14 protein-coding genes are annotated in these 13,797 nt (G+C 62.8%); 9 read left to right on the top strand and 5 right to left on the bottom strand.

What is annotated here, in order from left to right:
- Positions 1-122: 122 nt before the first annotated feature.
- From EI983_RS11245 to EI983_RS11230, 4 genes are all read left to right on the top strand, one after another.
- Positions 123-1,238, top strand: coding sequence for a porin (locus EI983_RS11245; protein WP_157707487.1), 1,116 nt, complete (start codon positions 123-125; stop codon positions 1,236-1,238).
- Between the two features lie 105 nt (positions 1,239-1,343).
- Complete coding sequence (locus EI983_RS11240; protein WP_157707486.1) at positions 1,344-2,177, top strand: sulfotransferase domain-containing protein; 834 nt, start codon at positions 1,344-1,346, stop codon at positions 2,175-2,177.
- Positions 2,174-3,046: a sulfotransferase domain-containing protein gene (locus EI983_RS11235; protein WP_157707485.1), complete on the top strand. Its 873-nt coding sequence runs from the start codon at positions 2,174-2,176 to the stop codon at positions 3,044-3,046. Before EI983_RS11240 ends, EI983_RS11235 begins: the two co-directional genes overlap by 4 nt.
- Before the next feature lie 72 nt (positions 3,047-3,118).
- Positions 3,119-3,649: a hypothetical protein gene (locus EI983_RS11230; protein ID WP_157707484.1), complete on the top strand. Its 531-nt coding sequence runs from the start codon at positions 3,119-3,121 to the stop codon at positions 3,647-3,649.
- Positions 3,650-3,983: 334 nt separating this feature from the next.
- Here the strand turns inward: EI983_RS11230 and adh are convergent, their stop codons facing one another.
- Both adh and EI983_RS11220 read right to left on the bottom strand, forming a co-directional pair.
- On the bottom strand, positions 3,984-5,501 hold the full coding sequence (gene adh, locus EI983_RS11225) for an aldehyde dehydrogenase (protein ID WP_157707483.1): 1,518 nt from the start codon (positions 5,499-5,501) through the stop codon (positions 3,984-3,986).
- A gap of 140 nt (positions 5,502-5,641) precedes the next feature.
- Entirely contained in the window at positions 5,642-6,583 is a 942-nt protein-coding gene (locus tag EI983_RS11220; protein WP_425500905.1) for a GAF domain-containing protein, read from the bottom strand.
- A gap of 620 nt (positions 6,584-7,203) precedes the next feature.
- Between EI983_RS11220 and dusA the strand changes: the two genes are divergently transcribed.
- The 3 genes from dusA to EI983_RS11205 all read left to right on the top strand — a co-directional run bounded on the left by dusA (position 7,204) and on the right by EI983_RS11205 (position 9,857).
- Entirely contained in the window at positions 7,204-8,160 is a 957-nt protein-coding gene (gene dusA, locus EI983_RS11215; RefSeq protein WP_246162126.1) for a tRNA dihydrouridine(20/20a) synthase DusA, read from the top strand.
- Positions 8,161-8,250: 90 nt separating this feature from the next.
- Positions 8,251-9,075: a sulfite exporter TauE/SafE family protein gene (locus EI983_RS11210; protein WP_157707480.1), complete on the top strand. Its 825-nt coding sequence runs from the start codon at positions 8,251-8,253 to the stop codon at positions 9,073-9,075.
- A complete protein-coding gene (locus EI983_RS11205) occupies positions 9,069-9,857 on the top strand; it encodes a phytanoyl-CoA dioxygenase family protein (protein ID WP_157707479.1) in 789 nt (262 codons plus the stop codon). The genes EI983_RS11210 and EI983_RS11205 overlap by 7 nt, the downstream gene beginning before the upstream one ends.
- A gap of 21 nt (positions 9,858-9,878) precedes the next feature.
- On the opposite strand, the gene EI983_RS11200 is transcribed toward EI983_RS11205, so the two are convergent.
- Genes EI983_RS11200 through ccmI form a run of 3 tightly spaced genes read right to left on the bottom strand, consistent with a single transcriptional unit; the run spans position 9,879 to position 11,847 of the window.
- The gene (locus tag EI983_RS11200) at positions 9,879-10,121 is read right to left on the bottom strand and encodes a DUF1289 domain-containing protein (RefSeq protein WP_157707478.1); all 243 of its coding nucleotides are present in this window, start codon (positions 10,119-10,121) and stop codon (positions 9,879-9,881) included.
- Complete coding sequence (ruvX, locus tag EI983_RS11195; RefSeq protein ID WP_217626489.1) at positions 10,118-10,537, bottom strand: Holliday junction resolvase RuvX; 420 nt, start codon at positions 10,535-10,537, stop codon at positions 10,118-10,120. Before ruvX ends, EI983_RS11200 begins: the two co-directional genes overlap by 4 nt.
- A 53-nt stretch (positions 10,538-10,590) precedes the next feature.
- Positions 10,591-11,847 carry a c-type cytochrome biogenesis protein CcmI gene (ccmI, locus tag EI983_RS11190; RefSeq protein WP_157707476.1) on the bottom strand — a complete coding sequence of 419 codons (1,257 nt, stop codon included), beginning with the start codon at positions 11,845-11,847 and terminating at the stop codon, positions 10,591-10,593.
- Positions 11,848-12,063: 216 nt separating this feature from the next.
- Between ccmI and EI983_RS11185 the strand changes: the two genes are divergently transcribed.
- Together EI983_RS11185 and EI983_RS11180 are read left to right on the top strand one after the other, a co-directional pair.
- On the top strand, positions 12,064-13,308 hold the full coding sequence (locus EI983_RS11185) for a sarcosine oxidase subunit beta family protein (RefSeq protein ID WP_157707475.1): 1,245 nt from the start codon (positions 12,064-12,066) through the stop codon (positions 13,306-13,308).
- 166 nt (positions 13,309-13,474) lie between these two features.
- Positions 13,475-13,711, top strand: a complete 237-nt coding sequence (locus tag EI983_RS11180) for a hypothetical protein (RefSeq protein ID WP_157707474.1) — start codon at positions 13,475-13,477, stop codon at positions 13,709-13,711.
- The last annotated feature ends 86 nt before the right edge of the window (positions 13,712-13,797 follow it).

Raw genomic sequence — 13,797 nt, 5'->3', positions numbered from 1 at the left:
GACGGCGTCCATGGGGGCTTTCGTTGACTCTGAGGGGGCATTTGCCGCATTCCATTCCCAAGCCGTGCCCGACTTGGGGGCGGCGGTACATGAAACTTTCCTGCTATTAGGAGGGATAACCCTTGAAAAAGCAACTTCTCTGCACCAGCGCTATCGCTCTCGGCGTCGCCGCTGCTGCGCCTGCTTCGGCTCAGGACTGGAACCTGGACTGGGGCGGCTTCATGAGCCAGCACGTCGCATTCATTGACGGCGACCTGAAAGTCGGCGGCGCGACCGCACCCGGCTTTGACTGGTCCGGTCTGGAACTGCACCAAACGGCTGAAATCATTTTCACCCCGTCGATCACGCTGGACAACGGCCTGACCTTTGGTGTGAACATCCAGTTCGAAGGCCAGAACGGCCTGAACATCGACGAATCGTATATGTCGATCTCGTCGGACACCTTCGGTCGTCTGGACATCGGTGCTGAAAACTCGGCTGGTTACAAGTCGATGGTTGGCGCACCGACCGTGACGTCGATGTGGATCAACTCGCCGTCGATCTCGACCTTCATCGCTCTGTCGGCTTCGGGCGCTCTGCCCTTCGCATTCCGTCAAGCCGCAATCTCGTCCTACACTGAGGTTGCCGGTAACAACGACGTGCGTCGTATCAGCTACTACACCCCGTCCTTCAATGGCCTGACCATCGGTGTTTCGTACGCCCGTGACGGTGTGACCAACGCTGGCAACAACTACGGCCTCGGCCTGGACACCAACGGCATCTTCCTGTCGGACGTGATGGACATCGGCGTCAACTACAGCCAGTCCTTCGGCAATGCTGACGTGAACATCGGTGCCCGCTACGGTACCGGTAGCTACGCAGCAGGCAACCCTGCCAGCGACCCGGAAACCTGGGGCATTGGCGCAACTGTTGGCTTCGGCGGCTTCACCATCGGTGGTTCGTATGCTGAAAACGACAACGGCGCTGCCAACGGTGTTGGCGACCAAGAAGGTTGGAGCTTCGGCATGACCTACGACGCCGCTGGTCCCTGGGCCTTCGAAGCGCTCACCTACCAAGGTGAGACGACTGTGGCTCCCGGCGTGACCTCCGATTACACCGCGTACAAAGTCGGCGCCAGCCGTGACCTCGGCCCGGGTGTTGATTGGGACGTGTATGCCGTTATGGCTGAAAACGGTGTGTCGGGTACGCTCGAAGTCGAAGGCTTCGCAGTTGGTACCGCGATCAACCTGAGCTTCTAATCTTAGAAACTCAAGTATTAGAGCGGCGGGGGGCTTGTCCTTCCGCCGTTTCTATTTAAAAGGGGGCGCAAAGCCCCATTTTTTATGGCCCGGGACCACGTCGACATGAAGAAGAGCATCATCTGGCTGGCCTCCTATCCGAAGTCTGGCAACACCTGGATGCGGATTTTTCTGGCCAACTACCTTATGAACACCAAAGAGCCGATGCCGATCAATCAGGTGCATCGCTTCGGTATGGGCGATACGATTGCCAAGACCTATCACATGGTGGCCGGCCGCCAGATCGATGTGAACGATCCGGCCCAAATCCTCACCCTGCGCGACAAGGTGCTGCGCGGGATCGTCGCTAATAATGCCGACGTGAATTTCGTCAAAACCCACAATATCCGCCGCGACGCCTTTGGTGTGCAGTTGATCCCCGAGCAATACACCCGCTCGTCCATCTATATTCTGCGCAATCCGCTCGACATGGTGCTGTCCTATGCACGGCACCATGACCTGAGCGTCGAGCAGGCGGTTCATGCGATCGGCCATTCCGACAACGCCACCAGCGGGGATGCGATGGCAGTGGCAACCTTCCTTGGTTCGTGGTCCGAACATGTGAATTCCTGGACCGCGCGCGCCTCTTACCCGCAGCTTACCATCCGTTACGAGGATCTTCTGGCCGAACCGGAGGAGAATTTCGCAAATGTTCTCAACCACATCGGGATTCCGGTGGATGAGGAGCGCCTGAAACGGGCGATCAAGCACGCCAGTTTCAAGGAAGTGAAGAAGCAGGAGAAAAAGCACGGTTTCATCGAAAAATCCGCCGCGGCCGAAAGCTTCTTCACCTCAGGCAAGGCCGGATCATGGAAGTCCGAGCTTGCCCCCGAACTGGCGGAGCAGATCAAAAAAGACCACCGCGCCACGATGAAACGCTACGGATATCTCGACGCATGAGCAATTTACAACGCATCATCTGGCTCGCCTCTTATCCGAAATCCGGCAATACCTGGATGCGCAGCCTTTTGGCGCATTACCTGATGCCCCCTGGAAAAGCGCCTGATATCAACAATTTGCGCGCGTTCACGACGGGCGATACCCGGCAGGATATCTACAACGCCGCCGTCGGCGGGCCATTCAGGGCCAACAGCTTGCAGGAATGGGCGCAGGCGCGGGCCAAGGTGGTCCGGCTCATTGCCGGGTCGAAACCCAATCACCATTTCGTCAAAACGCACTGCCAGCCGATCACACTTTTCGATGTGGAGCTCATCCCGCCCCAGGTCACGTCGGCGGCGATCTATATCCTGCGCAATCCGTTTGACCTCGCGCCCAGTTTCGCGCGGCATCAATCTGCGGATGTGGATACCGCGATTGACCGGATGCTGAACCCTGAGACGATCATGGGAACGGAAAGCGGCATCTATGACGTGCTGGGCCGCTGGGACGATCACGTGCATGCCTGGACCAGCGCGCCGGGGCTTCCACTGCATGTGGTGCGCTACGAGGACCTTCTGGAAAAGCCAGCAAAAACAATGCGTAAGCTTCTGGGTGATTTCCTGAAAGTTCCGATGGACAGCCCCAAGCTTGCCAAGGCGATCAAGGATACCAGCTTTGCCGCGATGAAAAAGCAGGAAGAAAAGCACGGCTTTTTCGAGAAGCCGAAAGGCATGACCAGCTTCTTCGCGAAAGGGCAGGCGGGCGTCTGGCGCGAGGATCTGACGCCTGCGCAAGTGGGCCGTCTGCGCGAGGGCTTCCTGCCTGCGCTTGAGAAATGGTACCCTGAATTGCTCGATGACACCGCGGCCTATGCCGGGGGCGGCTCGTAACGCGACTGTGGCTTTGCAAAGCTGGCGCGAAGGCCTAGATTCGGGGAAACCACCAGCAAAAGAGGGTCTGACATGACACGTTTCAGCCTTGCGCTTATCGGCATCGCCGCATTGACCGCCTGCACACCGGCCGAGCAGGTCATGATGATGAAGCTTGAAAATCCAACCCTCGATGGCGGCACCTATTCCACCGGTGGAGGGATCGATATCGCCGCCGAGTTGCGGGAGGTCGACGGGATGACCGGCCTCTGCGGTGTCTGGGCAGAAAGCGAACGCCAGGCGATCTTTTCGAAGGGTAAATCGGGCAATGTGGTGCGCACAGGCTCGGCCTATGTCGATGGCGCCGTCCTGCATCGCGACCTCGGCTTCATGCGCAAAGTGGCCCCGAACGCGCCCTACACGGGCCAGGAGGCAAGCTGCATCCGCACCGCACGCCCCTGGTCGCCACAGGATCAGGGCAAACCCGTGCAGATCCGAATCCCGCGCCAGGTGGTTCATCGCGAGGACGAGGAGGGCGACAGCACCGGCCTTCAGGTGATCTTTCGTCAAACCGGCCCCGGAGCAAAGAATCCAACGCTCAAGTCACTGATTTTCGGCGGCTGAAAACGGCGCTTGTGACCTAGGTTCCCATCCTCGAACGCGGCCCTGCGCCGGTTGGTGCGCCTGTCCGTCGCCGCGATGGTGGGTGTCTGTTATTAATGATTTATATCAATGATTTGCGACGTGTCGTACGCAATCGCTGCCCTTGTTTCGACAGCTTGTTTTCAGGCGACCTTATGGACATTTCGAGTGTTGCTTTGGACGTCGAAGATGGATTAGGCCCTTTCCATCGGAACTGGTCGTTCGTCTTCGCGGCAATAAGACGTTCATGGCGCACGCGAAAAGGCCTGCCACATGCAGTGGCAGGCCCAATCATTGGCTCTGTACCTGGTGAGGCTTAGAAGAACCCCAGCTTGTTGGGGTTGTAGCTCATCAGGATGTTCTTGGTCTGCTGGTAATGGTCCAGCATCATCTTGTGGGTTTCGCGCCCGATGCCGGACTGCTTGTAGCCGCCGAAGGCTGCGTGGGCAGGATAGGCGTGGTAGTTGTTGACCCAAACCCGCCCGGCCTCGATGGCGCGGCCAAAGCGGTAGCAGCGGTTCGCATCGCGAGACCACACACCCGCTCCGAGGCCGTACATCGTGTCATTGGCAATCGCGAGCGCCTCGGCCTCGTCCTTGAAGGTCGTCACAGAGACGACAGGCCCGAAGATTTCCTCCTGGAAGACACGCATCTTGTTGTGGCCCTTGAGGATGGTCGGCTTGATGTAAAAGCCGTTCTCAAGACCCTCGATTGTCTCGGCACTGCCGCCGGTCAGGACCTCGGCGCCTTCTTCCACCCCGATGGTCAGGTAGGACAGGATCTTGTCCTGCTGTTCGCGGCTGGCCTGCGCACCGACCATGGTGTTCATGTCGCGCGGATCGCCCCGTGTGATCGCCTCGACGCGGGCGATGGCGCGGGTGATGAACTCCTCATAGATGTCCTCCTGGATCAGCGCACGGGACGGACAGGTGCAAACCTCGCCCTGGTTGAAGGCGAAGAGGACGAAGCCCTCGACCGCCTTGTCGAGGAAGGCGTCATCTTCGGCCATCACGTCGCTGAAGAAAATGTTGGGGGACTTGCCGCCCAGCTCCAGCGTGACGGGGATCAGGTTCTCGGTTGCAGCCTGCATGATCTTGCGGCCGGTCTCGGTGGAGCCGGTAAAGGCGATCTTGGCGATGCGCGGGCTGGAGGCCAGAGGCGCGCCCACCTCGGCACCGTATCCGTTGACCACGTTCAGCACGCCAGCCGGGAGCAGATCGGCGATGGTCTCGATCAGGACCATGATCGCGGCCGGGGTCTGCTCGGCAGGTTTGAGCACGATGCAGTTGCCGGCGGCAAGGGCAGGGGCCAGTTTCCACGCGGCCATGAGAACCGAGAAGTTCCACGGAATGATCTGGCCCACGACGCCAAGCGGCTCGTGGAAGTGATAGGCGACCGTGTCATGGTCGATCTCGGACATATTGCCTTCCTGCGCGCGCAGGACACCGGCAAAATACCTGAAATGGTCGACCGAAAGCGGGATATCGGCGGCCATCGTTTCGCGGATGGGTTTGCCGTTGTCCCAGGTCTCGGCGGTGGCGATCAGTTCAAGGTTTTCCTCGATCCGGTCGGCGATCTTCAGCAGGATGTTGGAGCGTTCCGCAGCCGAGGTCTTGCCCCAGGCGTCCTTGGCGGCGTGGGCGGCATCCAGTGCCAACTCGATATCGGCCGCGTCCGAGCGGGCAACTTCGCAAACCTTTTCACCGCTGATCGGTGTGATGTTGTCGAAATACCGTCCATTGACGGGGGCCACGGGCTGACCGCCGGTGAAATTGTCGTAGCGCGGTTTGAAAGGCGACGTGTAACCGGTCGCGATCTGGGTCATTTCGTTCATGTGAATCCTCCTCCTGGATCTTCGTCTATGCGCGGGCCTCCTGGCCGCGACATGGACAGAGATGACAAGGGGAAACGGGTCTGTCAGTGGCCCGAAACCGGGCAGGAGGTCGACCTGTCTCAATCCTGAGACAGGTTCGCTTATCTTTCGCTGATCCCCAGCCGTTTCATCCGGCGATAGAGCGTGGCGCGGCCAATTCCCAACTCTCGCGCCGCTTCGGAGAGGTTGCCGCCAGCCCGCGTGATGGCACGAAGAACCGCGCTGCGTTCCGCGCCCTGCAGACCTACGGACGCTTCGCCCGTCAGATCGCGAAGCGGTCTTTTGTCGAACGCGCCTTCCCGCACAATCCCGAAGGCCTGCCGTGCGGCGCGGCTGGCGCCAACCACGATGTCATCGGAATCAACGGCCAGAAGATGCGCCCCCGAGGTCTCTTCGCCCGTCATGAGAATACGACGATTGCTGAATTCCGCGCGGAAGAGGTCAGTTTCGAGCTGGATTGAGAGGCGGGTGACCATGGCGGCGATCAACTGGTTCAGGCTTTCGGTCTGGTCAGCCCGTGCCGACGAGACGTCCAATGCTGCCACAAGTGCACCGTCGGCCCCGAAGACGGGCGCATCGATACAGCTCATACCCGTGTTATGCGCCATGAAGTGCTCGTCCCGGTGGATGATGAGGGCCCGTCGTTCCGCAAGGCAAGTGCCGATCCCGTTCGTGCCTTGCGCCGCCTCGCTCCAGTCGCGGCCTGCTTCGAGCCCCCACTCGCGGAAGGCGCCCTGATCACCGGGGCGGGCGCGGCCCGAAAGCACCACCCCATCCCTGTCCGTCAGGAAGACGGCCGCACCGCAATGGGCGATCATGCCGTATAGTTCATCCAGACGCGGCTCTGCCAGATGCATCAGGTGGCCTGCGGCTTCCTTTTGCCGCAGAAGGGTGCTCTCGTCGACCGCCCGCGGCTCTTGCCGTTGTGACGGGTCAAGTCCGTACCGATCGAAACTGCGCCGCCACGAGGCCGCAACCGCGGATCGGGCGGCAGCGGTTGAGCTCCGCACGCTCTCGAAAACGCGATCGGCATGGTTCTTGATCAAGTTTCTCCTCCCTTGCATGACATTAGTGGCCAAGCCAAGTTTTGGAAATGATCAAAATCAAGCGCCAGAAACACGCATTTGCAGGAACCAAGCGGCGTGAACCCGTCGCAGTCCAAGGAACGCCGAAAGCCTGTTGCTGCGCGGGGCAGGGTCGAAGGGAGCGTCTCTGCCGACCTCCAAACCCGTCACGGGCCGGGAGGGCTTCCCTCTGACACCCGGATCACTCAGCCGCAAGGGTCCCGGACGGGAAAGACCCGCGCGAGGCGGCGGTTTCCCTACCTCGCACATATCGTCTATATGAAGGTCGATGAGGTCGCCAAAGGTCTGAAGGCCGAAGACGGCTAACGTGTTCTGCGCCAGCCCCGGCGGGCCCGGCATTGGGCGCCGTCGCGGTGAAGGACCGTTTCGCTCGCGTCGCGGCCCTTTCGTCTGATCGGGTCCCGGTAGGCACCGGAGGGGAGGAGGCCATTTTGATGTGCGCTATGTGTGCGACGGGTCGTCGTTGAGGGGCAAATTCGGGGATGTCGGCGCGTAGTCCAGCGTAGCAGGGCCCAAAGCCAAAAGTTTGAAGTTAAGAAATGAAGATAAATCAACACGCTAAATTGTCTGTGGCCCCGATGATGGACTGGACGGACCGGCATTGCCGCTATCTGCATCGGCTGCTGACGCGCCAGACCCTGCTTTATACCGAGATGGTCACAGCACCTGCGCTGGTCCGGGGCGGGGCCGTGCATCTGCTGGAGTTTTCCGAGGCCGAGCACCCGGTCGCGCTCCAGCTCGGCGGTTCGGATCCCGAGGAACTGGCCCAGGCCGCGCGGCTCGGGTTTGAGGCGGGCTATGACGAGATCAACCTCAATGTCGGATGCCCCTCGGACCGGGTGCAATCGGGCACGTTCGGCGCGGTTCTGATGAAAGAGCCGGGCCTTGTGGCCGATTGCTGTGCCGCCATGGCCGAGGCGGTGCCGATCGAGGTGACGGTGAAATGCCGGATCGGGGTGGATGATCAGACGCCCGAAGAGGTGCTGCCCGAGTTTCTGGCCAAGGTTTCAGCCGCTGGTATCGACCGTTTCATCATCCATGCGCGCAAAGCCTGGCTTCAGGGGTTAAGCCCCAAGGAAAACAGGGAAATTCCACCGCTCGACTATGCGCTTGTCCACCAGATGAAGGCGCTGTTTCCGGGCTTGCACCTGTCGGTGAATGGCGGCATCGACAGCCTGGAACAGGCCGCGGATTTTCTCGATCGCGGTCTTGACGGGGTGATGATCGGGCGTGCGGCCTATCATCAACCGGCAGACCTTCTGCTGGAGGCCGATGCACGGATCTTCGGGGGGACATCGCCTCTCACCGCGCCGGAGGAGGCCGTCCACGCCATGCTGCCCTATATCGAGGCGCATCTGGCCTCGGGCGGGCGGCTGCACCAGATCAGCCGCCATATGCTTGGCCTCTTTGCGGGGCGCCCGGGCGCGCGCGGCTGGCGGCGTGTGCTGTCGGAGGGGGCCACGAAACCCGGGGCCGGACCCGAGCTGGTGCTGTCGGCCTTGGATCAGGTGGGGCAGGTACCGGCCAGTGCCTGACCATCGGTGCGTGTAAACACGCACCCTACGGCCTCTCTTTTCCTTCGCGCATTGGCGGTGTAAGCCAAGGCGACACAAAGGGGGACGCCAATGCCCGACACGATGCTTCTGATCCAGATGCTGATCCTTCTCATGGTCATCGGCGGCTTTGCCGGGGTGCTGGCGGGCCTGTTGGGCGTGGGGGGAGGCATTGTACTGGTCCCTGCGTTTTTCTATGCGTTCCAGACACTTGGCTATGACGGTCCGCAGCTAATGCAAGTCTGTCTGGCCACCTCTCTGGCCACGATCATCGTCACCTCAGTGCGTTCGGTCCTGAGCCATAACAAACGCGGAGCAGTCGACTGGGACATTCTGCGCGCCTGGGCGCCCGGCATTGCCATCGGGGCCGTGATCGGCGTCAGTGTCGCCTCCAATCTCAGCTCCACCGCCCTGCAGGCCGTGTTTGGCATCCTGGGCATCATCGTCGGGCTTTACATGGGGCTGGGCCGGTCCGAGTGGCGGCTGGGTCAGGCCATGCCCACAGGTGTGACGCGCATCATCATGTCGCCCATCCTCGGTTTCATGTCCGTGCTGATGGGCATTGGCGGCGGCTCTTTCGGGGTGCCGCTGATGAGCCTTTACAACACCCCCATCCACCGCGCCGTGGCCACGGCGGCGGGCTTTGGCGTGGTCATCGCCGTGCCGTCGGTCATCGGCTTCCTGTTTCTGACGGTTGACCCGGCGACCCGCCCGCCGCTCACTTTCGGGGCGGTCAACCTGGTGGCGTTCGGCGTGGTCATCGCCATGACGCTGATCACCGCGCCCTGGGGGGTGAAGCTTGCGCATTCGATGGACCCCAAACCGCTCAAACGGGTTTTTGCCGTGTTCCTGACGCTGGTGGCGCTCAACATGCTGCGCAAGGCGCTGGGATGGTAGCGGCGCTGCTCGAGCGGGGCTGGGCGCATTGGCCGGTTGAGCCTGCTGTCACGGAATGGGTCAGGGCCGCGCGCCCCGTGGCCGAAGCGGCCGCGCGCGACCCGGCGCAGCGCGCCGAATGGCTGCAATGCGAGGGCACCTGGTTTGTCGGTGTCGATGCTCTGGAAAATGATGCCGCCGGGGCCGTGGCGGGATCCGGCCCTCTGACCGGTTCGGCCTATGCGGCGGCCACGGCGCTCTATGGCGCCCTGGCCCTGCACCGCGCGCAGGTCTCGATCATCTATCCGGGCTACCCCAAGCCGCGCACCGGCGAAGGCGAGGCGGCCTTTGGCTATCGGCTGAAACGGGATGCGGCGCATGTGGACGGGCTCCTGCCCGCCGGGCCCAACCGGGAACGCATGCTGAAAGAACGGCATGCCTACATCCTTGGCCTGCCGCTGACCGAGGCCAGCGCTGACGCGAGCCCGCTGGTGGTCTGGGACGGCTCGCACCATATCATGCGCGCGCTGTTTCATGAGGTGCTGGCTGACCTGCCCGAAAGCGCCTGGGCCGACACGGACCTGACCGCCCGCTATCAGGAGGCCCGCCGCGAGGTGTTCGATACCTGCGCGAGGATCGAACTGCCCGCCCGCCCCGGCGAGGCCACGCTCATTCACCGTCACACGCTGCATGGTGTGGCCCCCTGGGGGCAGGGGGCCGAGGCCGAACCGGCCGGACGCATGATCGCCTATTTTCGTCCGGAATGTGCACCCGGCACGCGCGACTGGCTTGAGGCGCCCTGACAGGGGCGACGAAAGACCCCGCTACTGCTGCCCGCGCGCCATCCGCGCCGCGCGTCCGCCACGCCGCTTGCGCAGCATCGAGGCCCGGTCGGGCAGGGCGGCCATGATCTCGCGCCGCTCGTCCGGGCTCATCTTCGACCAGCGCCCGATCTCATCGATGCTCCGGTAACAGCCGGTGCAGATCCGCGCCTCGGGATGGACCACGCAAATGCGCACGCAGGGGCTTTCGATTTCGGCCCGTTGCCAGACGGTTTCATCATTCATAGCGCATCTTTCATATGTCGCAGGCGGTCCAGTACACCCTGAAGGATATAGGAGGCGGCGATATTGTCGATAACCTCGGCGCGACGTTTTCGGGACGCATCCGCCTCCAGAAGCGCGCGCTCGGCGGCCACGGTGGACAAACGCTCGTCCCAGAAGCCGATGGGCAGGTCTGTCAGTCGCTCCAGATTGCGCGCGAAAGCGCGGGTGGACTGACACCGCGGGCCTTCCGAGCCATCCATGTTGCGCGGCAGCCCCAGCACCAGGCCCACGACCGCGCGCTCGCCCGTGATCTCCATCAGCCGCGCGGCATCAAGCCCGAATTTGCGCCGCCGGATCGTCTCGAACGGCGAGGCGACACCGCGCAACCCGTCCGAAACTGCCACGCCGATGGTCTTGTCCCCCAGGTCCAGCCCCATCAGGGCGCCCGTCGGGGGCAGGGCGGCGGCAAAGCCTTCGATGTCGTCGAATGTCACTCGCCCAGCCCTGCATCGGCGGCGGCGGCCCGGATCAGCGCCAGTTCCTCTTCACGCCCGCCAAAGATCGTCTCGGCCTCCTGCCAGATCGCCTCTGCCTGCTCGGCCTTGCCGATCACAGCCAGCGCGCGGATGAGCCGGGCCCATTCCTGCGCTGTCCCGCCTTCGGTGGCCAGCCGGTACGACAGCTGCGCGACCATGCCTTCGATCATCGCCTGACGGTCCTCTGCGGTCATATCTTCGGCGGCGGCCATGGCGGCGGCATCGGGGCCGGGCATTTCCGCGGTGGGCGGCAGTTGATATTCGACCCCCGCGCGCCAGGCCACATCCTCGATCTGACGGCGCAGCAGCGGCAGCCAGGGCGCATCGGGCGTGCTGTCATTCAACAGCGCCTCCATCGTGCGGAAGGCCGCATCGGGCCGGTCCACCTGCAGGAAATATTGCGCCAGGTAATAGCGGGCGATGGGCTCTCTCGGATTGCGCTCAAGGGCCGTGCGCAACACCTCGCGCGCCTCCTGCGACACATACCCGCCCGCCGCGACGATCAGCTGATCGGCATAAAACGCGTGTTCATTGGCGGATGCCTCGTCGCCCAGAAGCGCAAGCAGCTTTTCCTGCGCGGCAATCGCCGCCTCCACATTGCCGATCCGCGCCTCGTTGCGCGCCAGCAGGCTCAGCCCTTCGGCATCATCGGGCCGCTCCGCAACGGTGTCGCGCAGCTTCTCCATAAGCTCCTGGTAACTGGGATCGATCTCCGGGCGCGGCAGTTCGGGCAGGTCCGCCGCCTCGGCCACGGCATCGGCCTGGCTCAGCCGGTTCGCGCGCAGCTCTTCCGAGCGGGCCAGGCGCGCTTCGATCGGCAGGTCGCGATAGGGCTCGGGGAAGCTCTCGGTCGCGACCACACCGCCGATCTGGGAATAGACAAATCCAGCCCCACCGATCAGCACGAGCACCAGCAGACCGGCAAGCACCTGACTGACGGCCTGCGGTTGCCCGCCGCTCTCGCCACCCTCGCGGGCCTGGGCGTCGGCTGCCAGAATACGCCGCGACACCTCGACCTTGAGGCGCTCGGCCTCCTCCGGCGTCAGCACCCCGCGCGCCAGATCGCGCTCCACCTCCTTGAGCTGGTCGCGATACACCTGCAAATCATAGGCCGCGGGCGTGATCGCCCCGGTGCGCCCCGTCAGGACCGCGCGCGCGATCACCGCCGCCACACAGAGCCCCATGACCAGAATGATGAGCCAGAAAATCATGTCGTCTTCCTTACGTCCGTCCCCCTCATCTAGCCCTGCCATGCGCCGGAAAAAAGGGACAAAGCAGCACATCTGCACGGGGCAGGGGGCGCGTTGTCACTAATGTCGCAATCTGTGCGTTTTTTGCCGCGCATCATGTCCTCTTTCCGGCCAATCCGGCGCATATGAGAGCATCGCGAACGCCCTGCGATTCCACGCCATTATTCCGAGAGCGCCATGAGACGTTATTCCGCCTTTGCCATCGCCCGAGAAGCCGCCCGCTATCACACCGGCTGGGAGCGCGCCTGGGCCTCGCCCGAGCCGAAGAAAAAATACGACGCCATCATCATCGGCGCCGGCGGGCATGGCCTGGCCACCGCCTATTACCTGGGCAAGAACCACGGCATCAAAAACGTGGCGATCCTGGAAAAAGGCTGGCTTGGCGGCGGCAACACCGGCCGGAACACCACGATCATCCGTTCCAACTACCTGCAGGATCCTTCGGCGGCGATCTATGAAAAGGCGCGCAGCCTTTACGAGACGATGAGCCAGGACCTGAACTATAACGTGATGTTCAGCCCCCGTGGCGTGATCATGCTGGCCCAGACCGAACATGAGGTGCGCGGCTACAAGCGCACCGCGCATGCCAATGCTTTGCAAGGCGTGAAGACCGAGTTTATCAGCCCCGCGCGGGTCAAGGAAATCGTGCCGATCATCAACCTCGAAGGCCCGCGTTACCCGGTCCTCGGCGGGCTCTGGCAGGCGCGCGGCGGTACCGCGCGGCACGATGCGGTGGCCTGGGGCTATGCGCGGGCGTGCTCCGACATGGGCATGCATGTGATCCAGAAATGCGAAGTGACGGGCATTCGCAACGAAGGCGGCAAGGTTGTGGGTGTCACCACCTCCAAGGGCGATATCGACTGCGACAAGCTGGGCATCGTCGTTGCGGGCCATTCGGGCGACGTGGCGGGCATGGCGGGCTTCCGTCTGCCGATCGAGAGCGTGCCGCTTCAGGCGCTTGTCTCCGAGCCGATCAAGCCCTGCATGGATTGCGTCGTCATGGCCAACACGGTGCATGGCTACATGAGCCAGTCCGACAAGGGTGAGATGGTCATCGGCGGCGGCACCGACGGGCATAACGCCTTTACGCAGCGCGGCAGCTTCCACCATATCGAGGAAACCGTGCGCGCCCTGATCGAGACCTTCCCGATGGTCGCCCGCCTCAAGATGCTGCGCCAATGGGGCGGGATCGTGGACGTGACCGGCGACCGCTCTCCGATCCTCAGCAAAACACCGGTGGAGAACATCTTCATCAACTCCGGCTGGGGCACCGGCGGGTTCAAGGCGATCCCCGGCTCGGGCTGGGGCTTTGCCGAACTGATGGCCAAGGGGCATTCGCCGCTCTGCGACGCGTTCAGCCTCGACCGCTTCAAGGAAGGCCGCTTCATCGACGAAAGCGTCGCCGCGGGGGTGGCGCACTGATGCGTCCCTGCCATTTTCCTCAAATTCCGCTCTTGGCGGAAACCGGCGCAGGGCGATCCGCAGAACGCGCAGGGATCGGCTCAGATCGCCGGGGGATTTCCGCTCAGTCTTCACGGGCGGGGGCTGAAGCCTCATCCTTTCTGCACCTCAGAAAGGAGTATCCCTCATGTCCGACTTCCATCAATCGCGGTCCTACCCGCCGAACCACCTCGCTGGCAGCGGCTCCGGCTCGGGCCTCTTCTGGGTTCTCGCGGCCATCGCGGGGCTTGGTCTGCTCGTCCTCATCGGGGCGTTCGGCAACATGGCCACAACCGTGCCGCATCCCGGCGGGGCAGGGGCGGAGCCTGTCGCCGTGCCCGATGAAAATGCAGCGCTGCCGCAAACCGGCACGCTCGTCGACTAACCAGATCCTCGTGGAAAACCTGCAAGGCGGGCGTCGTTCGGCGTCCGCCTTTGGCGTGTCGTCAGCCATGGGCGCGCCAAAATTCT

This window comes from Roseovarius faecimaris, from assembly GCF_009762325.1.
Lineage (GTDB): Bacteria > Pseudomonadota > Alphaproteobacteria > Rhodobacterales > Rhodobacteraceae > Roseovarius > Roseovarius faecimaris.
This window is presented reverse-complemented; position numbering and strand designations above follow the sequence as displayed.

Coding starts and splice junctions, on each gene's coding strand:
- EI983_RS11200 (WP_157707478.1), bottom strand. CDS start 10,121: ATGAATGATGAAACCGTCTGGCAACGGGCCGAAATCGAAAGCCCCTGC.
- EI983_RS11240 (WP_157707486.1), top strand. CDS start 1,344: ATGAAGAAGAGCATCATCTGGCTGGCCTCCTATCCGAAGTCTGGCAAC.
- EI983_RS11210 (WP_157707480.1), top strand. CDS start 8,251: ATGCCCGACACGATGCTTCTGATCCAGATGCTGATCCTTCTCATGGTC.
- dusA (WP_246162126.1), top strand. CDS start 7,204: ATGATGGACTGGACGGACCGGCATTGCCGCTATCTGCATCGGCTGCTG.
- EI983_RS11235 (WP_157707485.1), top strand. CDS start 2,174: ATGAGCAATTTACAACGCATCATCTGGCTCGCCTCTTATCCGAAATCC.
- adh (WP_157707483.1), bottom strand. CDS start 5,501: ATGAACGAAATGACCCAGATCGCGACCGGTTACACGTCGCCTTTCAAA.
- ruvX (WP_217626489.1), bottom strand. CDS start 10,537: ATGGGGCTGGACCTGGGGGACAAGACCATCGGCGTGGCAGTTTCGGAC.
- EI983_RS11180 (WP_157707474.1), top strand. CDS start 13,475: ATGTCCGACTTCCATCAATCGCGGTCCTACCCGCCGAACCACCTCGCT.
- EI983_RS11205 (WP_157707479.1), top strand. CDS start 9,069: ATGGTAGCGGCGCTGCTCGAGCGGGGCTGGGCGCATTGGCCGGTTGAG.
- EI983_RS11185 (WP_157707475.1), top strand. CDS start 12,064: ATGAGACGTTATTCCGCCTTTGCCATCGCCCGAGAAGCCGCCCGCTAT.
- ccmI (WP_157707476.1), bottom strand. CDS start 11,847: ATGATTTTCTGGCTCATCATTCTGGTCATGGGGCTCTGTGTGGCGGCG.
- EI983_RS11230 (WP_157707484.1), top strand. CDS start 3,119: ATGACACGTTTCAGCCTTGCGCTTATCGGCATCGCCGCATTGACCGCC.